We start from the raw sequence: 22,409 nt of genomic DNA on the forward strand, positions 1-22,409 counted from the left end.
CAATCTCGAAACCCGCGAGGCGGTCAACAATCAGGGGCAGATCTTGCGGGGAGGCTTAGCCGCTCATGTGGGTGAGGTCATGCTCGGGGATGTACGGCCCTATGTTCAGCAGCACGAAGATCGGGAAAAGCTACTCGTCACGCGGGCGCAGACCGGAGATGGGGTACTGACGCGCGGGAGGACAAGTCGGCGCACAGCCAGGCGCGAAATCGCTCTTTCCAAACATCTCGCCATCGCCCTTGATGACGCCAGGCCGCTCGCGTCGAGCGACCGGCTTCTCAATGTGCTGGAAACGGCCGGGCTGAAGCCATCCCAGGAGAAGGTGCTCGCAGAACTGGCAACATCACGCGATCGGGTGATTGGCGTGCATGGCGTCGCAGGCTCAGGCAAGTCCACCATTGTCAAAGCCATGGCTGCCGCTGTCGATCCTCACGTTCGCGTGCATGCTCTCGCCCCAACTTCCTCAGCCGCGGCGGAGCTCGGTTCAAAAGCGAACATCCTTTCTCGCACTGTCGCGAGCCTCATCGTTTCGGGGGGGCGCGGCCTCGATACGCGGGATGTTCTCGTGGTCGATGAAGCCGGGCAACTCGGCAATCGGCAAACGCTTCGGTTGCTCGAAATCAGTCGTGATACCGGTGCGCGCCTTGTCCTCTTGGGAGACAATCAGCAAACGGGCGCGATAGAGCAAGGTAAGGCGTTTTGGCTTCTGCAGAAGCTCGGGCTTCCAAAAGTGGAACTCACCGAGTCGATTCGCCAGCAGACACGCACTATGCGGCATGCTGTCGCGCAAACGCGGGCCGGGGACTATGCCGGCGCGATTGAGCATCTGGACAAAGTGGTAACGGGGGACGGGGCAGAGGGCCTGGCACGACAGTTGGTCGATGAATGGGTCCGACTGAAACCCGACAACCGGGCCACGACCAATATTCTGGTTCTCGATAATGCCACCCGCATTGTTGTGAACGAGCAAATTAGGGAGGCCCTGAAGCGAGAGGGCGCGGTCGCGGCTGAAGACACCCGGCTGCAGATTCTCACGCCTGCTGCTCTGTCCTCGGAGGAGCGGAGAATGGCGCGGTTCTACTCCGGCGGTCAGGTCGTGATGTTCAGTCGCGATGACGCGCGGCTTGGGCTGGCGCGACAGTCGGAATACCGGGTGCTAGGCCTCGGGCGGGAAGCCAGTGGGCGCCAGATTGTCCGGCTCGTCGATGAGCGGGGACGCATCATCAGATGGGACCCACGACTCACAGGCGCAGTTCAGATCAACGTTTTCAACGGCGACGAGCGCGGCGTCGCTGCGGGAGATCGCATTCAATGGCGCCTGGCCACAAAAACTCTGGGCCTAAAGAATGCCGAGCGCGGCACAGTCGAAAAAATCGATGGTCCGATTGCAACAATCAGATGGGACCGTACTAAGATCCAGCAGGAAATTGATCTTTCCCAGTTCAAGACCTGGGATCATGGCTACGCCGAAACGGTGTACTCGTCACAATCCAAAACGTACGCGCGCGCCTACATTCTCGCGCCGGTAGGGTCGCCTCTGGTGAATGGGCAGAACTTTTATACCGCGATCACCCGCGCACAATTTGGCGTGAAGCTCTGGACGGAGGATGCCAAACAGCTGGCCGAAAAGCTCGGTCGCAACTCAGGCGAGAAGACATCCGCGCTGGAGGGATTGGGGCGTATTGAGGCCAGCTCCCTCGACTTGCGTATGCAAAGAGATGGCACGCGCATTGACGAGGCGCGGAGACTGTTCGGCCGCACCCGGCGAGACTCCCCTATGTCCCGCAACGTCAACAAGGCTCCAGGCCGGTTATCCGGGACGGCCTCGCGGGCGATGGAGACGTTGGCGCGTCTCGCGAAGACCTTCCTCGAAGATCGAAATGTGAAGGATCGCACTCGTGATGACCGGACCGTTTCCGGGACCGGAAAAATCGATCGGGGGCAAGATCGATGAGCAGACCCATGAGAAAGTGGCTCGCCGGAATTGGCATTGGGGCGCTTTTGATGATATCCGACAGTGTGTCGGCAAAACCACCACGAAATGCGGCGCAGGAGACCCGGGTAGCCAGTTGTATTTCGCGCGCTGCCGCCGGCCGACCATGGCTCGAACTTACCCTTTTCGCGATCCGGGAGCAGGAAGGTGGCTGGGTTGGCGCACAGGTGCCTAATGATAACGGATCGGTGGACCTGGGGCCGATGCAGGTGAACAGCTCGTGGGTACCCAGAGTGGCAAAAATCGTGAGCCGACAGGAGGAAGATGTTCGTCGCTGGTTGCGGCACGATGCCTGCTTCAACGTCGACGTCTCCCGCTGGATATTCCTGTCAGCGCTTAACGACGCAAGGGACTTCTGGCGAGCCGTCGGGATATATCACAGTCCGACGCGGTGGAGGCAAATCGAATATGCCAGGCGAGTGGCGGTAATCATGCGCTCACTGGCTAACCCAAAAGCAGTTTCGGCAGCACCATGATTTGATGCGGATAGGACTTTGAGCCCGGTCGGGTGCCGAGTCTTCGACGACTGTGGCGACCTGGTCGAGATTGCCTTGATGGCGAGGGATGGGCGCTCGGCCACGGCCAAGCGGTACACCATACCGACTCTTCTTGATGCCCACCTTCTTCGACGAGAGGAGGTTTCCTAGAGCATAGTGATGAGATGGATCGTTGAATTTCGTGTTCATATAGAACGCACGGTTGACATCGCAGGTATTGGTCCCATATAGTCTCAATGGTTGCCAAACATGATCATATGTTTGTTGTATGTTTTGTTGGAAACTGTGTATGATGACTATGAACTTGTTTTTCCATTACAAATAGATGTTCCGTTAATTCGAATTCTGTCTCCCCGACCAACCCTTGCTTTTCAGTGTTAAAGACCGCTGTGCAATGCCTCTTCCAGCCTGTCGAGCAGCGGTAGCTGGCTGGGCAGCATGGCGTCCCGGGCATCGTCCATCGAGAGCCACCGAGCGGCATCGACTTCAGGAAAAGAACGGGTTTCACCGCTGCGTGGCGGCCATTCCAGCTCGAAATGATTACTGATGATGGTCGACCTATCGACGGCTTGTTCGGCGGCGAAGGCCGTCACCAATTTACCGCCTTTCTGCCGGATTTCACCAAGAGGAACTAGGAGGGCTTCAACGCGCAGCCCCAGTTCTTCTTGGACTTCGCGCAACGCCGTGGCAGCAGGGGATTCGCCCGTCTGGATGCCGCCCTTGGGAATTTGCCATGCGCCCTTGTCGCGATTGCGCCAAATAGGGACCGCCAGGATGGACCAGCAGCACCCGCAGCAACGGCGACCGTTCATAAAGGAGGAGGCCAGCGCTTCGTCCTGGCATTTCCGTCAAGCCTTTCGTGGTGAGCGTGAGCAATCGGCCTCAACGATCGCGCGATCAGGTCGGTTCAACATTAAATCTCGCGCTGGGGTACGTGCGCCGGGCCGTATCGGGAGTCGCATTGAAGGCGCGACATGGCTAGATGAAGGGATCGGTTAAGGGGCCGCAAGGGGCGATGGAAAAATGATCTTTGATGACTTTCTGCGCCAAAGACGACGAAACCAGTTGTCCCAGGACGATCTGGCCACGCTGGAGACCGCCGTCAGTGAGGTGCGTACCGTACCCGGCCGCCGCACCCTCGCCGAAAAGGGCGCGCCAATCACCTTCAGCACCTATCTGATCGAGGGGATCATCTGTCGGTATATGGATGATCGGGATGGCGCCCGGCAGTTGGTCGCAGTTCATGTGCCTGGCGATTTCGTGGATTTGCACGGCTACCCGCTCAAGCGTCTCGATCATGACGTCGCAACCATAACAACCTGCAAGATCGCCTGCGTGCCCCATGGCGCGCTGGACGAGATCGTGGCAACTCGGCCTAAGCTGGCGAAGATGCTGTGGTTCAGCACATTGCTGGACGCGGCGATGCATCGTGAATGGATATTCCGCCTCGGACGCCTGGATGCCATTGCGCGGGTTGGGCATTTCTTTTGCGAAATCGAAGCGAAACTTCGCGCCGTGGGTCGAAGCGATGGGTCGACCTTTCTACTACCGTTGACGCAGGCCGATCTGGGCGAGGCTTGCGGCATGACGCCGGTTCACATGAATCGGATGCTTCGGGAGCTCAAGGAGCAGGGCCTGATGGAAGTGAGGCGCGACATAGTCATCATGACCGACCGGTCCGCACTCATGCGCCTGTGTGAGTTTGACCCATCTTATTTGTTCATCGAAGGCTGACGCAGCACGGAGGGGAAGTAAACAGCCCCGTCCATATTATGGAGGCACCCAAGAAAAAGGCGGCGCACGTAAAAAGGGCGGGCCGTTCACCAGCCCGCCCTTTTCGAATATCTCGCGAAAGCGAAGATTAGTTCGCGTTCGCCGCGTTCGCCGCTACATTGGCAGCGTTGCCAGCAGCGTTAGCAGCATTGGCGGCGTTGTCAGCAGCATTAGCGGCGTTCTCGACAACGTTCTCGACGACTGCGTTCGAAGCGTTCGCGGTCTCGTTGGCCGGCTTCTCACCGCAAGCGGCGAGGGCCATCAGGCTGGCCGAAGCGAAAACAACAGCGATCTTCTTCATTGTATACGGCTCCCATAGCATATGCCGCGTCAGGCACGTTACAGATGTGACCCTACGCGAGCGACCCGCATTAACGTGTGCGATGCACAAATCAATGCTTTTCTACATCGGTGAAACGATGGAATCACGCGATGGACCGTTGTCTACAATAAAAGTTCACTTAATACCCGCCTTTTCAGAGTGCTTACGTCTCCTCCATTTTTGGCGCATCCATTGCGGGGGGCGAAGCTCCTCTGGAAATCCTCATGCAGGAAATGGGGTCATTCGACGATCCGCGATTTGCCAATGCGCCGTGCCTCCGCTAACCGGACGGCAAATTCGCAGCACGCCTATATAAGAGAGACCGACCTGATGGCCGTCCAGTACAGCTTCGTCATGAAGGGCCTGACAAAGACCTTCCCCGGCGCCAACAAGCCGGTGTTCAACAATATCCATCTTCAGTTCCTGCCGGGCACAAAGATCGCCGTCATCGGCGTCAATGGCGCGGGCAAATCGACGTTGATGAAGGTCATCGCCGGCATGGACCAGGATTTTCAGGGCGAGGCATGGGCCGCAGAAGGGCTGCGCGTCGGCTATCTGGCGCAGGAGCCGCAGCTCGATACGAGCAAGACGGTGATCGAAAACGTCAAGGACGGGGTTCGTCCCGTGGCCGATTTGGTCGACCGTTTCAACGAGATCAGCGAGATTATGGGCGACCCCCCGGAAGACGTCGATTTCGACGCTCTGATGGAAGAAATGGGCACACTCCAGGAAAAGATCGACGCAGTCGACGGCTGGACGCTCGACAATCAGCTCGAAATCGCGATGGAAGCGCTGCGCTGCCCGCCTGGCGACTGGGGCGTGGAAAGCCTGTCGGGTGGCGAAAAGCGCCGCATCGCGCTTTGCCGACTGCTGCTCGAAAAACCCGACATTTTGCTGCTCGACGAACCGACCAACCATCTCGATGCCGAAAGCGTTCAGTGGCTCGAACAGCATCTTATCCAATATGCCGGCAACGTCATCCTCGTCACCCATGACCGCTATTTCCTCGACAATGTCGTAGGCTGGGTGCTTGAACTCGATCGCGGCCGCGGCATTCCCTATGAGGGCAATTATTCCAACTGGCTGTCCGAAAAGGGCAAACGGATGGAACTGGAAGAGCGCGAGGATGCGGGGCGCCAGAAGGCGATCAAGGAGGAGTTGGAGTGGATCCGGCAGTCGCCCAAAGCGCGCCAGACCAAGTCCAAAGCCCGCATCCGCGCATTCGACGAACTGGTCGAAAAGCAGGAGAACCGCGCGCCCGGCAAGGCGCAGATCGTTATTCAGACGCCCAAGCGCCTTGGCGGGCAGGTGATCGAGGCACATGGTCTGACGAAGAGCTATGGCGACAAGCTGTTGTTCGAAAATCTCGATTTTCTGCTGCCGCCTGGCGGCATCGTCGGCGTGATCGGCCCGAATGGCGCGGGCAAATCCACGCTGTTCCGGCTCATCACGGGGCAGGAGCAGCCCGACGAGGGCAGCATAAAAGTCGGCGAGACGGTCCAGCTAGGCTATGTCGACCAGAGCCGCGACAGTTTGAACCCCGATCATAATGTGTGGCAGGAAATCTCCGGCGGCCATGAACTCATGACCATCGGCAAGCATGAGATCCAGACGCGCGCCTATGTCGGCGCGTTCAATTTCAAGGGCCCGGATCAGCAGAAGAAGGTCGGGCAACTGTCGGGCGGTGAACGCAACCGCGTGCATCTGGCGAAAATGCTGAAACAGGGCGGCAATGTGCTGCTGCTCGACGAACCGACCAACGATCTGGATGTAGAGACGCTGCGCGCGTTGGAAGATGCACTGGAAAATTTCGCCGGTTGCGCCGTGGTCATCAGCCATGACCGCTTCTTCCTCGATCGGCTCGCAACGCATATCCTGGCGTTCGAGGGCGACAGCCATGTCGAATGGTTCGAGGGCAATTTCGAATCCTATGAAGAGGATAAGCGCCGCCGTCTAGGGGATGCGGCGGACCGGCCGACCCGCCTGGCGTACAAGAAACTGACCCGCTGATTGACGATCGGTGCGACAGGATAGCCGGTCCCTAGGGCCGGATATTCTGTCGCGGCGCTAAACAGTCGGACGTTTGTCGAAAGATGACGGCCCCGGCGGGGCGCAATCGATGATATCGATCCGGGACACTTTAGCGGCTGCCGGGCCTTGGCGGGCAAGCGCGATGAAGCGCTCCACGCGATCGGCGGGTCCCTCGACCAGTGCCTCTACGCATCCGTTCGCCCGATTGCGCACCCAACCGGTCAATTCCAGCATGGTCGCCGTTTGCACCGCCCACTTGCGGTAGAAGACGCCCTGCACCCTGCCATGGATCGTAAGCCGTCGCGCCACGGCCGTCATCAGCGAACCCGCTTGATCCAGGTCTGGCCGCCTTCGCGGATTTCGGTGATGAATTCCGGTATCGCCTGAACAAGATCGGACAGCCGCTTGAAGCCGTAATTGCGCACGTCGAAGCTGGAGCGGTTGCCGACTCGCTGACCGACCGGCCCCAGAGCGACGAAGCCCCGCTCGTCCCGCTTGGCGGCGTCATAGGCGTCGATCAGCAGCCGAACGACCTCCGCATCGACTGCGGGCACGGTTATGGCAGGAGAGGCGGGCGACTTTGCCGCCGGGGCTGGAGGCGGGGGCGGCGCCGGTTCGGCGCTACGTGGCTTAGCCGCCGGGCGGGGTGCAACGGGGACTTCGGCAGGCGCCAGTGCCTTGACGTCGATAAACCTCGTGCACGCGCGCCGGAACCCCTCCGGCGTGCTTGCCAGACCAAAGCCATAAACCGGTATGCCCTGCTGGCGGATTCGCGTGACGAGCGGGGTAAAATCGCTGTCGCTCGACATCAGGCCAAAACCATCGACCCGCCCGCTCGCCATCAGGTCCATCGCATCGATGGTCATCTTCATGTCGGTGGCGTTTTTGCCCTTGGTCAGGTCGAACTGCTGCTGCGGCTCGATCGCCTGGGCGACGGAAAGCGCCGCCCAGGTTTTGAGCGTCGTCTTGCTCCAATTACCATAGGCCCTGCGGATATTGACGGTGCCGAGCTCCGCCAGCACGGTCATCACCGGGTCGAAATGCGCCGCCGACGCATTGTCCGCGTCGATCAGCAGAGCGATATTGCCACTTGCTCCCCCGGAGGGGGTCATGCGTCCTGCTCGGCGGTGTGGAAGTCACCGGTTTGCTCGTCCAGCAGGTGCAACTGCCCATCGGAGATAGCGAAAAACGCACCGACCAGCTTCAACTCGCCCTTGCGCTCCTTGGAACGGACGCAGGGAAAAGTGCGCAGATTGGCGAGGCTAACCTTCACCCCCTCCTGCTCCATAGCGCGATGCGCGTCGCGGCCTCGATCTTCCCCAAAGCGGGCGATCACATTGTCCCGCGCCCCATCCAGCATGTCGATCCAGTTGGCGATGAAACCGCCTTCACCGGGAGGCGCATCTTTCAATTCCTGGCTGAGCGCCGCCTTGCAGCCGCCGCATTTGCCGTGGCCCATGACCACAATCTCGCCGACGTTGAGCACCTGCACGGCAAATTCCAGCGCGGCCGAGACGCCATGATGGCCGGGATTCGTCTCGAATGGCGGCACCAGCGCGGCGACGTTACGGACGACGAATATTTCGCCGGGACTGGTATCGAAAATCTGTGCCGGATCAACGCGGCTGTCGGAACAGGCGATCACCATGACCCGGGGGCTTTGGCCCTCGCTAAGTTCATCCCAGCGGCCGCGCTGTTGCGCCCAGCCAGTTTCACGGAAGCGGCGATAGCCTTGAAGCATGTCGGTAAAGTCGGTCATGCGGGTTCTCTGCCGCACAAGTTGGGGGCTGGCAAGTAGGCGCGAGCGTCGCTATCTGGGGCATATGACCGACATGACCGCGATCCCCGCACCAGCAAAGCCTGAACGCCCTCGCAAGCCCGACTGGATCCGGGTGAGGGCCCCGACCAGTCCCGGCTTCAACGAAACGCGCAAGCTTATGCGCGAAAAGGGGCTGGTGACGGTCTGTGAAGAGGCGGCCTGCCCCAATATCGGCGAGTGCTGGACCAAAAAACATGCCACAGTGATGATATTGGGCGATGTGTGCACGCGCGCCTGCGCTTTTTGCAACGTCAAGACCGGCATGCCGCGTAAGGTCGACGTGAACGAACCACAAAATCTCGCCGACGCCTGCGCCGAAATGGGGCTGGAACATATCGTCATCACCTCGGTCGATCGCGACGACCTGCCCGATGGTGGCGCGTCGCAATTCGTCAAGGTGATCGACGCGCTCCGGCGCACCACCCCGAATACCACGATCGAGATCCTGACGCCCGATTTCCGCAACAAACATGAGCGCGCTGTCGAGATGATCGTGGCGGCGCGGCCGGACGTTTATAATCATAATCTGGAAACCGTGCCCCGGCTCTACCCGACGATCCGTCCTGGCGCGCGCTATTATGCCTCGCTGCGCCTGCTCGAGTCGGTGAAGAAGCTCGACCCGTCGATCTTCACCAAATCGGGCATCATGCTCGGCCTCGGCGAGCAGCGGCTGGAAGTGCATCAGGTGATGGACGACATGCGGTCGGCAGACATCGATTTCCTGACCATGGGACAGTATCTGCAACCGACGCCCAAACATGCCAAGGTGATCGAATTCGTCCCGCCCGCAGGGTTCACTGCCTATGGTTCCATCGCCCGGGCGAAGGGATTTCTCCAGGTGGCGTCGAGCCCGCTTACCCGGTCGAGCTATCATGCCGGTAAGGATTTCGCGGAAATGCGCGCCACTCGTGAGGCGAAGTTGGCGAAGGCCGTCCGCTAAATCATGCCCCGGCATAACGAAACGCGCCATTTGCCTTATACGCCCACGCAGATGTTCGATCTGGTGGCCGACGTCGCCGCCTATCCTCAGTTCCTGCCCTGGGTCAGCGCGATTCGCGTCCGATCCAGCACCGGCACCGACATGGTCGCCGACATGATCGTGGGCTTCAAGGGAATCAAGGAAAGCTTCACATCGCGCGTGGTAAAGCACCGGCCCGACAGCGTGCGCGTCGATTATCTCGACGGGCCGCTCAAGCATCTCCACAATTTGTGGGCGTTTCGGGATGACGGGCAGGGTGGTGTGCTGGTCGATTTCGAAGTGGAATTCGAATTTAAAAACCGGCTGTTCGAGATGCTGGCCGGGCAGGTGTTCGATCGGGCGTTGCGCAAGATGATCGGCGCATTCGAGGACCGCGCGGCTGCGCTTTATGGTGCGGGCACGTCGGGCAGCAGCAGTTCGAGCGCACATAACGCCGCCTGAAGCCGGACGCCGCCACGGCCGTTATTTTCGAAATGGCGCATATCGGCGACGACCTTGTCGGGACTTCCGCCTCGCTCGGCACGTGCGAACACCACGGTTCCAACGGGCTTCTGCTCCGAACCGCCGCCCGGGCCTGCTATTCCCGTAATCGCAACCGCGACATGCGCGTGGCTTTTCACGAGCGCGCCTTGCGCCATCGCCCAGGCGGTAGCGATCGAGACCGCGCCAAAGGTTTCGAGGACATCCTGCGACACCTTGAGCAACTCGACCTTCATCTCGTTGGAATAGGTCACAAAGCCCGCCTCGAACACGTCGGACGATCCGGCGATTTCGGTGAGGGCGGCCGATACCAGCCCCCCGGTGCAGCTTTCGGCCACCGCGACGGTGCGACCGGCACGACGATTGGCGATGATGACGCGCTCGGCCAGTTCGACCAGCTGTGGGGACAGGATGTTATCGGGCATGGCTCAGGATAGCGCGGGGAGGGAGAGGGTGGCAACCGCTTGCGCAGCGATGCCTTCGCGACGGCCGGCGAAGCCAAGGCCCTCGGTCGTCGTCGCCTTGACGCTGACCCGTCCGGGCACGATCGCGAGGATATCGGCGATGCGGGCGCGCATAGCGTCGCGATGCGGCCCGATCTTGGGCGCTTCGCAGATGATCGTCAGGTCGAGATGATCGATCCGGCCACCGCGGGCCGTCACCCGGTCACCGGCATAATGAAGGAAGCGCGCGGATGCGGCCCCGCGCCACTGCGGATCGGAAGGCGGAAAATGGCTGCCGATATCGCCCTCAGCCAGTCCTCCCAATATCGCATCGACGATGGCATGGAGCGCTACGTCGGCGTCGCTATGTCCTGCCAGCCCATGATCATGCGCGATGAGGATGCCGCCAAGCCATAGAGGCTCGCCGGGAACCAGACGATGCACGTCATAGCCCATGCCGACAGCGGTGCGCACCTGGGGGGCAAGGCGTCCTTCGGCACGATCGAAATCTTCGGGATAGGTCAATTTTTCAAGCCTTTCGTCACCGGCAACGAGGGTCAAGATATGACCTGCATCCTTAAGGATCTGCGCATCGTCGGTGGCTTCGCGTGTCTCGTCCCACTGGCGATGTGCGGCGACGATGGCCTCGAACCGAAAGGCCTGTGGCGTCTGGACCCGGCAAAGGCCGGCCCTGTCGACGGTATCGCCAGCGAGCCCCCCCTTTTCGCGCAGCAACGTGTCTGCCACGGGAAGAACCGGGATCGCGCCTGCGGATCGTTCGAGCGCTGTCAACAGCCGGTCGACGACCGTGGCGGGCAGGAATGGACGGGCCGCGTCATGGATCAGAATTCTGGCAGCTCCACCCGACGATGCGATGGCTTGCAGCCCCGCTTTAACCGACCCTCTGCGGCTATCCGCGCCCGTCACAAAGGCAGCGATTTTGCCGTCCGTCACCAGCGCGCTGGCTTCTGTTTCCTGGCCTTCACCAATGACGATATAAATCGCGTCGATCATGGGATGTGCAGACAGCGCCTCTACGGCATGAGCCACCACCGCCTTTCCGCCGACCAGACGAAATTGCTTGGGACAGTCGCCCCCGGCACGGCTGCCCCGTCCCGCCGCGACCAACAGCGCGACCGTCCTGTCATTACACTGTGTCATGCCGCGCCGCATAGCGGAGCCAAGTGCAACCCGCCAGTGCCAGCGGCTTGCCGTCACCGCCGATTCCCGCTAAGGCCTGCCTGTTTTTTAGGCAGTCAGGTTCATGCGCAGGCTCAATCCTATCTCTATCGGTCCGATAACGATCGACATGCCGGTCGTGCTGGCGCCGATGACCGGCGTTACCGACATGCCGTTCCGAACGCTGGTGCGGCGCTATGGATCGGGCCTCAACGTGACCGAGATGATCGCTACGGCGGCCATGATCCGCGAAACCCGGCAGTCGTTACAGAAGGCCGCGTGGCATCCGCTGGAAGAGCCTGTTTCGATGCAGCTTGCGGGCTGTTCGCCGCAGGAAATGGCCGAAGCGGCTAAGCTGAACGCGGATCGTGGCGCGGCGATCATCGACATCAATATGGGTTGCCCGGTTAAAAAGGTGGTCAATGGCGACGCCGGAAGCGCGCTGATGCGCGACCTGCCGCTCGCCGCCGCGCTGATCGCCGCGACCGTCAAGGCGGTGGACGTGCCCGTCACCGTCAAAATGCGCATGGGCTGGGACCATGCGAGCCTCAACGCGCCCGAACTTGCGCATATCGCGGAAGATCTGGGCGCAAAGCTGATCACCGTGCACGGCCGCACCCGGTGCCAGATGTACAAGGGGTCGGCGGACTGGGCGTTCGTGCGTAAGGTAAAGGATGCGGTCTCGCTGCCGGTGATCGTCAACGGCGATATCTGCTCGATCGAGGATGCCGACATCGCGCTGGACCAGAGCGGCGCGGACGGCGTGATGATCGGGCGCGGGGCCTATGGCCGGCCCTGGCTGATCGGGCAGGTCATGCACTGGTTCGCGACCGGCCAGCGCTTGGCCGATCCGTCGCTCGATGAACAATATCGCGTCATCGTCGATCATTATCGCGCGATGCTGGACCATTATGATGTCCATACCGGTGTCAATATGGCGCGCAAGCATATCGGCTGGTACACCAAGGGTCTCACCGGATCGGCCGAATTTCGGCACGCGGTGAATCAGGAGCCGGACGGCGCGCGCGTGCTGGATATGCTGGCAGGTTTTTATGAACCACTGATCGCGGCGGGCGAGCCGGGCGAGCCCCGACAGATCGAGGTGCTCAGGGCCGCATGACCCCCACGGTTGCCGTCCCGCCACTCCGGCTGCAGCAGGACGGACCTTCCTTGTCCGAGCAGATGACGGCTTTGCCGGTGGCGACCCTGATTGTGCGCCCCGACAATAGTATCGCCGACGCCAATGTCAGGGCCGAAACGCTGCTCAACATGGCGCGGTCGGCCATCGTCGGCAGCGACGTGTCGCGCACCATCCGCATCGCCGAAATGGGCGCGCGCTTCGACATCTGGCACAATAACAAGCCGATCGCGGCCTATGATATCAAGGTCCATGTCGGCCGCACGGCGGAGATGGAGATCGACCTGATGATCGCCCCGATCTCCGACCATGAAGGATGGCGCGTCGTCACGATCCATGCCCAGAGTCAGGCGCGCAAGATCGGGCATCGCGGCACCGCGGGCGGCGCCCGATCGGCGATCGGCGCGGCGGCGATCCTGGCGCACGAGATCAAGAATCCGCTGTCGGGTATCAGGGGCGCGGCGCAACTGCTCGAATCCGGAAATGGCGGGCGCGATGTGGCGCTGACCCAGCTCATCTGCAACGAGGTCGACCGGATTGCCGCACTGATCGACCGCATGCAGGATTTCACGACCGACCGGAACCTGGAATGCCGCCCCGGCAATATCTATCCGCTGATCGATCGCGCAGCCCATCTCGCTACGGCGGGCTTTGCCCGCAACGTAAGGATCATCAAGCGGTACGATCCCTCGCTGCCATTTGCGAACATTAATGACGACGCCCTGGTGCAGGTGATGATCAACCTGCTTAAAAATGCCGCCGAAGCACTTGAGCATGTCGACCAGCCCTGCATCCGCGTGGAGACCGCTTTTCGCCACGGCGTGTCCGTCGTGGTAGGCGGTGGCAAGGGCAGTTCCGTGCTGCCGATCGAAATATTGGTGATCGATAATGGCCCTGGTGTGCCCGAACATATTCTGGATCACCTGTTCAACCCGTTCATCACCGGCAAACGGGACGGGCAGGGGCTGGGGCTCGCCCTGGTCGATAAACTGGTGCGGGATATGAACGGCTTCGTCCAATATTCGCGCGACCAGGAGGCGGCCGAGTCCACTTTTCGCATATTATTGCCGATGGGAATGGGCTGATGGGCATTGCGGGCACGGTCCTTGTCGTGGACGATGATCCCGCGATCTGTGTGGTCGTGGGCGAAGCGCTCCGCCGGCAGGGGCATCGCGTCAAGACCGCGACGTCGATCCGCGAGCGGACCATATTGCTCGAAAGCTTCGCGCCCGATGTGCTGATCACCGACGTCATGTTGCCCGATGGCGACGGACTTGAAGGGGTGGCCGAGATATTGGAAGGCAGGCCGGGCCTCAATGTGATCGTGCTGTCGGCGCAGAACACGCTCAACACTGCGATCCGCGCGACCGAAAAGGGCGCCTTCGAATATCTTCCAAAGCCGTTTGACCTCAACGAACTGACCCGTGCGGTCGCCGATGCACTGGGCACCCGGCTGAATCAGGAAGAAGTAACCGAAATCGGCCTGCCGCATGATGGGCTCCCGCTCGTAGGCCGATCGCCGGCCATGCAGGAAGTGTATCGCACGATCGCCCGCGTGCTTTCCAATGACCTCAGCATTCTGGTTCTGGGGGAATCGGGAACAGGCAAGGAACTGGTGGCGGAAGCGATCCACAGCCTTGGCCAGCGCCGCACAAAGCCGTTCGTCGCCATCAACATGGCGGCCATCCCCCGCGAGCTGATCGAAGCCGAACTGTTCGGTTATGAGAAGGGCGCCTTCACGGGCGCTCAGGTGAGGACCGCAGGCAAGTTCGAGCAAGCGCAGGGCGGCACGCTGTTCCTCGACGAGATCGGCGACATGCCGATGGAGGCGCAAACGCGGCTGCTGCGCGTCCTCCAATCGGGTGAAGTGACGACCGTCGGTGGATCAAAGCCTGTTCGGGTCAATGTGCGCATCATCGCCGCTACGAACAAAGATCTCCATCAGCTGATCGAAGACAACCGCTTTCGACAGGATCTTTATTACCGACTCAATGTCGTGCCCATCGCGCTTCCCGCGTTGCGCGAACGGCGCGAGGATGTGGTTTTGCTGGCCAGGCATTTCCTCGATCGCGCAGCGCAGGAAGGTCTTCCCCGCAAGGCGCTGGCCGATGATGCGGCGCAACTGCTGATGGCCTATCACTGGCCCGGCAATGTCCGCGAGCTCCAAAACCTGATGCAGCGCCTTGCCGTGCTGAGCCGCGAAAATGTGATTGCCGCCGATATATTGCGCAATGCACTGCCCCTCGACGCCATGCCGCTGGAGCATGGCGCGACCTTCGACCAATTGTCCCACGCGGTGCGCGAATGGGCGAAACGCCAGTTGGGAGTCGGCCTTGCCCAACCCAACCGCACGCTGCACGAAGACCTGCTCGCCATGGTAGAACCGATCCTGATCCAGGAAACGCTGGCCAGTGTAGATGGAAACCAGATCCGCGCAGCCGGATTACTGGGGATCAACCGGAATACGCTCCGCAAAAAGCTCACAGATTATGGGCTTGATCCGATGCAATTGCGACTGAGTGACTGAGGGGGTGATCGCTCCACCGCAAAATTGCCCCAGTACAGCCGCAGCGTTCCTTACTCGCCGGGCGTTTTCGACAATGGTTCGCTATGTGCGAAATACTGTTGTTTTAATACGCAAACCGATGTTGTACGAAAGCCACTATGGTAAGTGCGGACATGATGCCCGAGCAAACATCCGGTTGGCGGGCGCGGCTGCCAACTCGTTTGCGAAGCGGACGGCTGGCATCGGTCGTCGAGGCGGTGACGCTCCTGCTCTTTCTTGGCATTGCGGGTCTGACCTACCATCTGTTATCGGGTCAGGGGCAATCCTATACGCTGTTGACGCCTCCTATCGTCGCGCTCCTATTGGTAGCCAACCTCGTTCCATCCATCGCGTTGCTCGTGCTGCTTGGCCGGAGGGTCGCGAAAAGACGGGCGGCGCAGTCGGCGATCGGCAGCGACGGTCAGCTCCACGTCCGGCTCGTCGCGATATTTTCAATCGTCGCCAGCGTGCCGATGCTGCTCGTGGTGATCTTTGCGTCGCTGCTATTTCAATATGGCGTGCAATTCTGGTTTTCAGACAGCGCTCGGGGCATGCTTGAAAATGCGAGCGATCTCGCACGCGGCTATTATGAGCAAAATCTGCGTGAAGTCGGGGACGAGACCGTCACCATGGCGAGCGATCTGCGCGACTATCTCAACCAGTCGAAAGTATCGAGCCCGCGCTTTGCCGAAGGCTATATCTATCAGGTCGTGACGCGGAAACTCAATCGTTCGGCCATTATCGAGGTCGGCGACGACGGTGTGGCGCGCACGGCCGCTACGGTTGATCCGGACAGCCGCCCGGCCGCGGAAATGCTGTCGCCGACCGTGGTGAAGCGTCTGGCTGCTGGCGAAAATGTCGTCGTGCAGGCGAAGCCCAAGCAGATCGAGGCGGTGACGCTGGTATATCCCGGGGCGAAAATCTACCTTTATGCGACCCGGGATTCGGGCTCTTCCGCGTTTAGCAATGTCGAGCGGGCGCAAAAGGTGCTGGCGGATTACGACCTTTTCGCGGCCCAGTCGCGCGCGTTGCAGTTGCGCTTCAACGTCGCGCTTTTCGTGGGATCGCTGCTGCTGGTCGGTATCGCGGTCTATATCGCGCTGGCAGTGGCCGACTGGATGGTGCGGCCCGTCAATGAACTGGTGACGGCGGCCCGGCGGATCACGGCGGGCGACCTGTCGGCGCGGGTCACGAGCCCGCCGACGCGTGATGAAATCGGCACGCTCGCGTCGGCGTTCAACCGCATGACCCAGCGGCTGGAGGCGCAGACCGGCGCTCTGGTGGCCGCGAACAGCCAGCTCGGCGAACGCCGCGCCTTCATCGAGGCGATCCTGTCCGGAGTCACCGCCGGCGTACTGTCGGTCGATCGCGAAGGTGTGATCCAGTTGCTGAACAGCTCTGCCGCTGAAATACTCGCTGCCGAAGGTGACGACCCGGTTGGACGCCATCTGGCGGAAGTTTCGGCCGAGCTGGCCGAACTGGTCGAAAGCGGTGAAAGCGCTGGTATCGTGCAGTTGCGGGTGCAGGGCGACGTTCGCACATTGGCCGTAAAAGTCTCGCATGATGCTTCACGTCACATTCTGACATTCGACGACATCACCCAGCAACTATCCGATCAGCGCCGTGCGGCCTGGTCCGACGTGGCGCGGCGCATCGCCCATGAAATTAAAAATCCGCTGACGCCGATCCAGCTGGCGGCGGAAAGACTGCAACGACGCTACGGCGATGAAGTGACCAGCGACAAGGCGACCTTCACCCGCCTGACCGGCACCATCGTTCGGCAGGTTGCCGATCTTCGGCGTATAGTCGACGAATTTTCCTCCTTCGCTCGCATGCCAAAGCCCGTTTTCCGCAGGGAAGGGGTGAGCGACATAGCCCGCCATGCGCTGTTCCTGCATGAAGTGGCGCACCCGGACATCCGCTTCGACTTTCAGGCGGAGGCGCCGGACGCCGAGATGGTTTGCGACCGTCGCCAAATGGGACAGGCCCTTACGAACATCGTTAAAAACGCGGTGGAATCGATCGAGACAAAGCCCGCCTCCGTCGATGGGGAGCCGCGCGGGCATGTCCGCATGACGCTGCGCGTCGATCAGGATCAGCTGGTGATCGTCGTCCGCGATGACGGGATCGGCCTTCCGGCCGAGCGCGACAGGATCCTGGAACCCTATATGACCACGCGGTCCAAGGGTACGGGTCTGGGCCTCGCCATCGTCAAGAAGATTGTGGAAGAACATATGGGCGATATCCGGCTGGACGATGCGCAGGGCGGAGGGGCGTACGTCACGCTGCGCTTCCCCATCGCCGCTCTCGAAAAGCTCGAAGAAGGACAGGTTATCGCCTTGTCGAAAGGAAAAGTAACGGCCAATGGCGCTTGATATTCTGATAGTAGACGATGAAGAGGATATTCGCGATCTGGTCGCGGGTGTGCTGGAGGATGAAGGGTTCACGGCCCGCACCGCGGCCCATAGCGACGCCGCGATCGAGGCGCTCGACGTGCGACGTCCCTCGCTCGTGCTGCTCGACGTCTGGTTGCAGGGATCGAAGATGGACGGGCTGGAACTGCTCGACGAGATCAAGCGGCGCGACCCGACCATTCCGGTGCTGATGATTTCGGGGCACGGCAACATCGATACCGCAGTGGCCGCTATCCGCAGGGGCGCGGCCGATTTCATCGAAAAGCCGTTCGAGGCCGATCGGCTGCTCCATCTCGTGTCGCGGGCGACCGAAACGGAACGGCTGCGCCGGGAAAATCAGGTGCTGCGCGCCCGCTTCGGCCAGGATGACGAACTGACCGGTACGTCGGCGTCGATCAACGGCGTGCGCGCGACCATCAAGAAAGTGGCGGGCACCGGCAGCCGCGTGCTGATTTCAGGCCCAGCGGGCGTGGGCAAGGAAATCGCCGCTCGAATGCTGCACAGCTGGAGCGGCCGTGCAGACGCCCCCTTCGTTGTGGTGGCAGCCGCGCGGATGGACCCCGATCGGGTCGAGGAAGAACTGTTCGGCATCGAGGACCCGAGCGGCCTCGTGCGCCCCGGTTATCTTGAACAGGCGCATGGTGGAACGCTGTATATCGACGAAATCGCCGATATGCCGATAACCACGCAGGGCAAGATATTGCGCGTGCTGACCGATCAGAGTTTCACGCGCGTCAGCGGCCAGCGGCAGGTGAAGGTCGACGTGCGTGTCATATCCTCTACCGCGCGAGACCTGGCTGAGGAAATCGAGGAACGGCGCTTTCGCGAAGACCTTTTCTATCGCCTCAACGTCGTTCCGCTCGCGATCCCGCCCCTTGCCGAGCGCCGCGACGATATTCCTGCGCTGGTCGAACATTATCTCGCGCGCTTCGCCGCCGAACGCCGCGTACCCGCGCCTGACATGGCGAGCGATGCCATGGCTGCGTTGCAGGCCAATGAGTGGCCCGGCAACGTCCGGCAGCTGCGCAACGTCATCGAACGGACGATGATCCTGGCGCCCGGCGACAGGATTGGTCGGATCGAACTCGACATGCTGCCCGCGGAACTGACGAGCAGCGGCGGGGAGGGGGTGAGTCAGTCGGCGATCATGGGAGCCCCGCTTCGCGAAGCCCGCGAAAGTTTCGAGCGCGAATATCTTCGGATCCAGATCCGCCGATTTTCAGGCAATATCTCACGCACCGCGACCTTTATCGGGATGGAGCGTTCCGCGCTGCACCGCAAATTGAAAATTTTGGGCATCACTGACGGAAAAGACGGCTGATTGACGCCGGCCATGGACGGACGTTCGCAAGTGCGATATGGAATGCCTGCCTCCGGCAAGCGGGGGCAGGCAAGACACCCTGCCCAGGGGTGCGCGAGCGGGCAACGTCCCGTCAATAAAGGACCGGCAGCTCATGGCCGACAAAGTTAATAATCTTCAGGATATTTTCCTGAATAATGTCCGCAAGACCAAGACCCCGGTCACAATGTTCCTGGTGAAAGGCGTCAAGCTTCAGGGCATTATCACCTGGTTCGATAACTTTTCCGTCCTGCTGCGCCGCGACGGACAATCCCAACTCGTATACAAGCACGCAATCTCCACGGTGATGCCGGCGCAACCGATGGACCTTGGCGAATTGCGCAAGGCGGGCGACGGCGGCGGCAAATCGAGGCTGCTCCAGGAAATCTTTCTCAGCGCCGTCCGTAAATCGGGTAGCCCCGTCACCATGTTCCTGGTGAACGGCGTGATGCTCCAGGGCGAGATCGCCGCCTTCGATCTGTTCTGCATGCTGCTCGAACGCGATGGTATGGTCCAGCTCGTGTACAAGCACGCCATTTCCACCGTCCAGCCGCTTCATGCGGTCGACCTTACCGGCGAAAACGAACAGGACGACTGAACCCTGGTCGCGTCCGGTCCGCTTTGCAGTGGACCGGAACGCCAACCGATGCGTTAAGCGGCAATGGCCATTTTCAATCGCGATTCGGATGATGAAGTCACGCGCGGGACCCGCGCCGTGGTCGTCCATGCTGAAACCCACGGTGCCGATCGCCGCGACAGCGAGGCACGGCTGGAAGAGGCACGGGGCCTTGCCCTGGCCATCGGTATAGACGTGCGGGCGGCGCAGGCATTCCGTGTACGCGACCGCAAACCGGCGACCCTGTTCGGCAGCGGTCAGGTCGACAGCATTGCGGCGTTGGCACAGGCGGAAGAAGCCGAACTCGTCATCGTCGATAACGCTCTTAGTCCTGTCCAGCAGAGCAATCTGGAAAAGGCGTGTCAGGTCAAGGTCATCGATCGCACCGGCCTGATCCTGGAAATTTTCGGCGAGCGGGCCGCCACTAATGAGGGCCGGCTTCAGGTCGAACTGGCGCATCTTGATTATCAGGCAGGGCGGCTGGTGCGCAGCTGGACCCATCTGGAACGGCAGCGCGGCGGCTTCGGATTTCTGGGTGGCCCCGGCGAAACCCAGATCGAGGCGGATCGCCGCATGATCCGCGATCGCATGGCCAAAATCCGGCGCGAGCTCGATCAGGTGACGCGCACCCGCGGCCTTCACCGCGCCCGGCGTCAGCGTGCGCCATGGCCCGTCATCGCGCTGGTTGGCTATACCAATGCGGGGAAATCGACGCTGTTTAACCGGCTGACCGGGGCGGAGGTGATGGCGGAAGACCTGCTTTTCGCCACGCTCGACCCGACCATGCGGCAAATCTCTCTGCCGGGGCTCGACAAGGCGATCCTGTCCGACACGGTTGGCTTCGTGTCCGACCTGCCCACGCAGCTGATCGCGGCTTTCCGCGCGACTCTTGAGGAAGTGCTGTCCGCCGATCTCATCGTCCATGTCCGCGACATTGCCCATCCCGATAGCGAGGCGCAGCGGGACGATGTCATGGACGTTCTCGAAGAACTGGGCGTCGCTGGCGAGGCCGCCTATGCCCGTGACGGGGAAGCGAGCGATCCTCCCCCGATTATCGAGGCGTGGAACAAGCTCGACCTGCTCGGCCAGGATGAGGCGGAACGGCTGCATGAACTTGCCGCGCGCCGGGACGATGTGGTCATCCTTTCGGCGCTGACCGGGGAGGGGGCAGACAGGCTTCAACGCACGATCAGCGGCCATTTGACCGCCGGTGCGCAAATCCAGACGCTCCGCGTACCGATGGCGGATGGCGCGGCGCTCGCGTGGCTGCACGAACATGGCGAAGTGGTAGGCAGCCGAGAAGAAGGGCATGACTCGGTGCTGGAAGTGCGGCTCTCGGATTCGGCGTTAGCCCGTTTTCGCAAGCGCGAGCAGGCCGAGTCCTAAAGCAAGCGATGCATCACGAAGGCGTCCACCGGCCCTGCCTCTGGATGTACGAACGCTTTCGGCAGCGTTCCCACGATCGCAAATCCCATGGTCTGCCATAGTCGCACAGCGCGGCTGTTAGTGGAAATCACCAGATTATACTGCATAGCTGAGAAGCTCAGTTCTCGCGCCAGATCGAGCGACGCCGCGCACATGCGGCGCGCCACTCCACGCCCGGTGGCATGTTGCGCCGTGACGTAGCCCGCATTGGCGACATGCCGGCCACCGCCGCTCTGGTTGGCACGGATGTAGAAAATCCCGAGGACCGCGCCATCCTCTTCCAGAACACGGACCGTGCGTTCAGGTGAAAGCCACAGCGCAAGCGCGTCGTCGCGATTCAGGTCACGCGGCACGGCCAGCGTTTCGCCGGCACGGATGACCGGCTCCAATATGGCCCAGATCGCCGCATGATCGCTATCTGAAACGGCACGGATCATTTTTTGGCGGCCGTCAGTTTCACGTGCTGCCACAAGGCTTCTTTCTCGCCGAGCGACAGATCACAAAAGCGCTCGGCTGCGATCGTCTCCATCGCCCTGAACCGACGCTCGAACTTGGCATTGCCCGACCGCAACGCCGCTTCGGGGTCCACCTTCAGATGCCGCGCCAGGTTGACGACCGCGAACAACAGGTCGCCAATCTCCTCCTCGCGCTCGGGTTGAGAGGCGGCTGCGGCGACCTCGTCCAGTTCCTCGTGGATTTTGGCGACGACGCCCGCCACATCGGGCCAGTCGAACCCGGTACGCGCCGCACGCTTTTGAAGCTTTTCGGCGCGGAGCAGGGCTGGAAGCGCACCCGCGACCCCTGCCAGCGCGCTCGGGTCCGGCTCTTTTTCGGCCCGCTCGGCCGCCTTGATCGCTTCCCATTGCGCGTGGCCGCCCGCCCGTGGCGCGCCTTGTCCAAACACATGAGGGTGACGACGGATCATCTTGGCGGTGATGCCGTCGATGACTTCCTGCAATCCGAAATGTCCCGCCTGCTCGGCCATGCGGCTGTGGAAAACGACCTGAAGCAGCAAGTCCCCCAGTTCGTCGCGCAAAGCCGCCATGTCGTTGCGCTCGATCGCATCGGCGACCTCATAGGCTTCTTCGATCGTATAGGGTGCGATCGAGGCGAAATCCTGATCGACGTCCCATGGACAGCCGGTCTCAGGGTCGCGCAGCCGCGCCATCACTGCGGCAAGCGGCATGATATCGGCTGGACTGGCTTTATTATCGGACATGAGAACCTGCGCTTATGGGAGGCCGTCGATAGCGATTTGGCAGCATATAGGCCAGTCACGCGTGATCGCCAGCAGGTCATTCCCGAGAGACCGATTTTTAAGGCACTCGTACAAACTCCATTTCCAAATGCAACGGAACGACATAGGATCACCATAGTCAACGAGACTCATACGCTTTCAACGAAATGCGTCCAACA

At 61.2% G+C, this 22,409-nt stretch carries 22 protein-coding genes; 13 read left to right on the plus strand and 9 right to left on the minus strand.

The genetic code is table 11. The features are described from left to right. Nucleotides 1–43 precede the first annotated feature (43 nt). Together WG907_RS15075 and WG907_RS15080 are read left to right on the plus strand one after the other, a co-directional pair. The gene (locus WG907_RS15075) at nucleotides 44–1,954 is read left to right on the plus strand and encodes an ATP-dependent DNA helicase (RefSeq protein ID WP_340234315.1); all 1,911 of its coding nucleotides are present in this window, start codon (nucleotides 44–46) and stop codon (nucleotides 1,952–1,954) included. A gap of 8 nt (nucleotides 1,955–1,962) precedes the next feature. Further along, on the plus strand, nucleotides 1,963–2,469 hold the full coding sequence (locus WG907_RS15080; protein ID WP_340234072.1) for a lytic transglycosylase domain-containing protein: 507 nt from the start codon (nucleotides 1,963–1,965) through the stop codon (nucleotides 2,467–2,469). Nucleotides 2,470–2,867: 398 nt separating this feature from the next. Here the strand turns inward: WG907_RS15080 and WG907_RS15085 are convergent, their stop codons facing one another. Beyond that, complete coding sequence (locus WG907_RS15085) at nucleotides 2,868–3,302, minus strand: NUDIX domain-containing protein (protein WP_340234073.1); 435 nt, start codon at nucleotides 3,300–3,302, stop codon at nucleotides 2,868–2,870. A gap of 211 nt (nucleotides 3,303–3,513) precedes the next feature. Between WG907_RS15085 and WG907_RS15090 the strand changes: the two genes are divergently transcribed. Next, nucleotides 3,514–4,224 carry a Crp/Fnr family transcriptional regulator gene (locus WG907_RS15090; protein WP_340234075.1) on the plus strand — a complete coding sequence of 237 codons (711 nt, stop codon included), beginning with the start codon at nucleotides 3,514–3,516 and terminating at the stop codon, nucleotides 4,222–4,224. 127 nt (nucleotides 4,225–4,351) lie between these two features. Here WG907_RS15090 and WG907_RS15095 read toward each other — a convergent pair whose 3' ends face one another. Then, nucleotides 4,352–4,564 (minus strand): hypothetical protein, encoded by a 213-nt coding sequence (locus WG907_RS15095; protein ID WP_340234076.1) that lies wholly within the window; start codon nucleotides 4,562–4,564, stop codon nucleotides 4,352–4,354. Nucleotides 4,565–4,915: 351 nt separating this feature from the next. Between WG907_RS15095 and ettA the strand changes: the two genes are divergently transcribed. Continuing rightward, a complete protein-coding gene (gene ettA / locus WG907_RS15100; RefSeq protein WP_340234078.1) occupies nucleotides 4,916–6,595 on the plus strand; it encodes an energy-dependent translational throttle protein EttA in 1,680 nt (559 codons plus the stop codon). Nucleotides 6,596–6,652: 57 nt separating this feature from the next. Here ettA and WG907_RS15105 read toward each other — a convergent pair whose 3' ends face one another. The 3 genes from WG907_RS15105 to WG907_RS15115 are packed head-to-tail and all read right to left on the minus strand — an operon-like array spanning nucleotide 6,653 to nucleotide 8,375. Continuing rightward, on the minus strand, nucleotides 6,653–6,934 hold the full coding sequence (locus tag WG907_RS15105; protein WP_340234080.1) for an acylphosphatase: 282 nt from the start codon (nucleotides 6,932–6,934) through the stop codon (nucleotides 6,653–6,655). Further along, complete coding sequence (locus WG907_RS15110) at nucleotides 6,934–7,728, minus strand: NYN domain-containing protein (RefSeq protein ID WP_340234082.1); 795 nt, start codon at nucleotides 7,726–7,728, stop codon at nucleotides 6,934–6,936. Before WG907_RS15110 ends, WG907_RS15105 begins: the two co-directional genes overlap by 1 nt. After that, nucleotides 7,725–8,375 (minus strand): carbonic anhydrase, encoded by a 651-nt coding sequence (locus WG907_RS15115; protein WP_340234084.1) that lies wholly within the window; start codon nucleotides 8,373–8,375, stop codon nucleotides 7,725–7,727. Before WG907_RS15115 ends, WG907_RS15110 begins: the two co-directional genes overlap by 4 nt. Here WG907_RS15115 and lipA point away from each other — a divergent pair. Both lipA and WG907_RS15125 read left to right on the plus strand, forming a co-directional pair. Continuing rightward, nucleotides 8,374–9,375, plus strand: coding sequence for a lipoyl synthase (lipA, locus tag WG907_RS15120; protein ID WP_445326829.1), 1,002 nt, complete (start codon nucleotides 8,374–8,376; stop codon nucleotides 9,373–9,375). The genes WG907_RS15115 and lipA overlap by 2 nt on opposite strands. Before the next feature lie 3 nt (nucleotides 9,376–9,378). Continuing rightward, complete coding sequence (locus tag WG907_RS15125) at nucleotides 9,379–9,855, plus strand: type II toxin-antitoxin system RatA family toxin (protein WP_340234086.1); 477 nt, start codon at nucleotides 9,379–9,381, stop codon at nucleotides 9,853–9,855. Here WG907_RS15125 and WG907_RS15130 read toward each other — a convergent pair. Both WG907_RS15130 and WG907_RS15135 read right to left on the minus strand, forming a co-directional pair. After that, nucleotides 9,801–10,319: a CinA family protein gene (locus WG907_RS15130; protein WP_340234088.1), complete on the minus strand. Its 519-nt coding sequence runs from the start codon at nucleotides 10,317–10,319 to the stop codon at nucleotides 9,801–9,803. The genes WG907_RS15125 and WG907_RS15130 overlap by 55 nt on opposite strands. A 3-nt stretch (nucleotides 10,320–10,322) precedes the next feature. Next, nucleotides 10,323–11,510 (minus strand): bifunctional 2-C-methyl-D-erythritol 4-phosphate cytidylyltransferase/2-C-methyl-D-erythritol 2,4-cyclodiphosphate synthase, encoded by a 1,188-nt coding sequence (locus WG907_RS15135; protein WP_340234316.1) that lies wholly within the window; start codon nucleotides 11,508–11,510, stop codon nucleotides 10,323–10,325. Nucleotides 11,511–11,601: 91 nt separating this feature from the next. Between WG907_RS15135 and dusB the strand changes: the two genes are divergently transcribed. The 7 genes from dusB (at nucleotide 11,602) to hflX (ending at nucleotide 20,954) form a co-directional block, all read left to right on the plus strand. Continuing rightward, complete coding sequence (gene dusB, locus WG907_RS15140; RefSeq protein WP_340234090.1) at nucleotides 11,602–12,636, plus strand: tRNA dihydrouridine synthase DusB; 1,035 nt, start codon at nucleotides 11,602–11,604, stop codon at nucleotides 12,634–12,636. Next, the gene (locus WG907_RS15145) at nucleotides 12,633–13,739 is read left to right on the plus strand and encodes a two-component system sensor histidine kinase NtrB (RefSeq protein WP_340234092.1); all 1,107 of its coding nucleotides are present in this window, start codon (nucleotides 12,633–12,635) and stop codon (nucleotides 13,737–13,739) included. Before dusB ends, WG907_RS15145 begins: the two co-directional genes overlap by 4 nt. Next, nucleotides 13,739–15,181, plus strand: coding sequence for a nitrogen regulation protein NR(I) (ntrC, locus tag WG907_RS15150; RefSeq protein ID WP_340234094.1), 1,443 nt, complete (start codon nucleotides 13,739–13,741; stop codon nucleotides 15,179–15,181). Before WG907_RS15145 ends, ntrC begins: the two co-directional genes overlap by 1 nt. A gap of 155 nt (nucleotides 15,182–15,336) precedes the next feature. Beyond that, entirely contained in the window at nucleotides 15,337–17,574 is a 2,238-nt protein-coding gene (locus WG907_RS15155; protein ID WP_340234095.1) for a sensor histidine kinase, read from the plus strand. Next, on the plus strand, nucleotides 17,564–18,934 hold the full coding sequence (gene ntrX, locus WG907_RS15160) for a nitrogen assimilation response regulator NtrX (RefSeq protein WP_340234097.1): 1,371 nt from the start codon (nucleotides 17,564–17,566) through the stop codon (nucleotides 18,932–18,934). Before WG907_RS15155 ends, ntrX begins: the two co-directional genes overlap by 11 nt. Before the next feature lie 37 nt (nucleotides 18,935–18,971). Continuing rightward, nucleotides 18,972–19,550 (plus strand): RNA chaperone Hfq, encoded by a 579-nt coding sequence (hfq, locus tag WG907_RS15165; protein ID WP_340234099.1) that lies wholly within the window; start codon nucleotides 18,972–18,974, stop codon nucleotides 19,548–19,550. Nucleotides 19,551–19,613: 63 nt separating this feature from the next. Continuing rightward, entirely contained in the window at nucleotides 19,614–20,954 is a 1,341-nt protein-coding gene (gene hflX, locus WG907_RS15170; RefSeq protein ID WP_340234101.1) for a GTPase HflX, read from the plus strand. Here hflX and WG907_RS15175 read toward each other — a convergent pair. Beyond that, nucleotides 20,951–21,430 (minus strand): GNAT family N-acetyltransferase, encoded by a 480-nt coding sequence (locus WG907_RS15175; protein WP_340234103.1) that lies wholly within the window; start codon nucleotides 21,428–21,430, stop codon nucleotides 20,951–20,953. The genes hflX and WG907_RS15175 overlap by 4 nt on opposite strands. Further along, nucleotides 21,427–22,212, minus strand: a complete 786-nt coding sequence (gene mazG / locus WG907_RS15180; RefSeq protein WP_340234105.1) for a nucleoside triphosphate pyrophosphohydrolase — start codon at nucleotides 22,210–22,212, stop codon at nucleotides 21,427–21,429. Before mazG ends, WG907_RS15175 begins: the two co-directional genes overlap by 4 nt. Between the last annotated feature and the right edge of the window lie 197 nt (nucleotides 22,213–22,409).

Source organism: Sphingobium fluminis (genome assembly GCF_037723805.1).
Lineage (GTDB): Bacteria > Pseudomonadota > Alphaproteobacteria > Sphingomonadales > Sphingomonadaceae > Sphingobium.

Excerpts from the sequence above, each read along its gene's own strand:
- WG907_RS15105 (WP_340234080.1), bottom strand. The coding sequence starts at position 6,934 with ATGACGGCCGTGGCGCGACGGCTTACGATCCATGGCAGGGTGCAGGGC.
- lipA (WP_445326829.1), top strand. The coding sequence starts at position 8,374 with ATGCGGGTTCTCTGCCGCACAAGTTGGGGGCTGGCAAGTAGGCGCGAG.
- ntrC (WP_340234094.1), top strand. The coding sequence starts at position 13,739 with ATGGGCATTGCGGGCACGGTCCTTGTCGTGGACGATGATCCCGCGATC.
- WG907_RS15080 (WP_340234072.1), top strand. The coding sequence starts at position 1,963 with ATGAGAAAGTGGCTCGCCGGAATTGGCATTGGGGCGCTTTTGATGATA.
- WG907_RS15125 (WP_340234086.1), top strand. The coding sequence starts at position 9,379 with ATGCCCCGGCATAACGAAACGCGCCATTTGCCTTATACGCCCACGCAG.
- WG907_RS15085 (WP_340234073.1), bottom strand. The coding sequence starts at position 3,302 with ATGAACGGTCGCCGTTGCTGCGGGTGCTGCTGGTCCATCCTGGCGGTC.
- dusB (WP_340234090.1), top strand. The coding sequence starts at position 11,602 with ATGCGCAGGCTCAATCCTATCTCTATCGGTCCGATAACGATCGACATG.
- WG907_RS15135 (WP_340234316.1), bottom strand. The coding sequence starts at position 11,510 with ATGCGGCGCGGCATGACACAGTGTAATGACAGGACGGTCGCGCTGTTG.
- WG907_RS15090 (WP_340234075.1), top strand. The coding sequence starts at position 3,514 with ATGATCTTTGATGACTTTCTGCGCCAAAGACGACGAAACCAGTTGTCC.
- WG907_RS15175 (WP_340234103.1), bottom strand. The coding sequence starts at position 21,430 with ATGATCCGTGCCGTTTCAGATAGCGATCATGCGGCGATCTGGGCCATA.
- WG907_RS15145 (WP_340234092.1), top strand. The coding sequence starts at position 12,633 with ATGACCCCCACGGTTGCCGTCCCGCCACTCCGGCTGCAGCAGGACGGA.
- mazG (WP_340234105.1), bottom strand. The coding sequence starts at position 22,212 with ATGTCCGATAATAAAGCCAGTCCAGCCGATATCATGCCGCTTGCCGCA.
- ntrX (WP_340234097.1), top strand. The coding sequence starts at position 17,564 with ATGGCGCTTGATATTCTGATAGTAGACGATGAAGAGGATATTCGCGAT.
- WG907_RS15115 (WP_340234084.1), bottom strand. The coding sequence starts at position 8,375 with ATGACCGACTTTACCGACATGCTTCAAGGCTATCGCCGCTTCCGTGAA.
- ettA (WP_340234078.1), top strand. The coding sequence starts at position 4,916 with ATGGCCGTCCAGTACAGCTTCGTCATGAAGGGCCTGACAAAGACCTTC.
- hfq (WP_340234099.1), top strand. The coding sequence starts at position 18,972 with ATGGAATGCCTGCCTCCGGCAAGCGGGGGCAGGCAAGACACCCTGCCC.
- WG907_RS15095 (WP_340234076.1), bottom strand. The coding sequence starts at position 4,564 with ATGAAGAAGATCGCTGTTGTTTTCGCTTCGGCCAGCCTGATGGCCCTC.
- hflX (WP_340234101.1), top strand. The coding sequence starts at position 19,614 with ATGGCCATTTTCAATCGCGATTCGGATGATGAAGTCACGCGCGGGACC.
- WG907_RS15130 (WP_340234088.1), bottom strand. The coding sequence starts at position 10,319 with ATGCCCGATAACATCCTGTCCCCACAGCTGGTCGAACTGGCCGAGCGC.
- WG907_RS15110 (WP_340234082.1), bottom strand. The coding sequence starts at position 7,728 with ATGACCCCCTCCGGGGGAGCAAGTGGCAATATCGCTCTGCTGATCGAC.
- WG907_RS15155 (WP_340234095.1), top strand. The coding sequence starts at position 15,337 with ATGCCCGAGCAAACATCCGGTTGGCGGGCGCGGCTGCCAACTCGTTTG.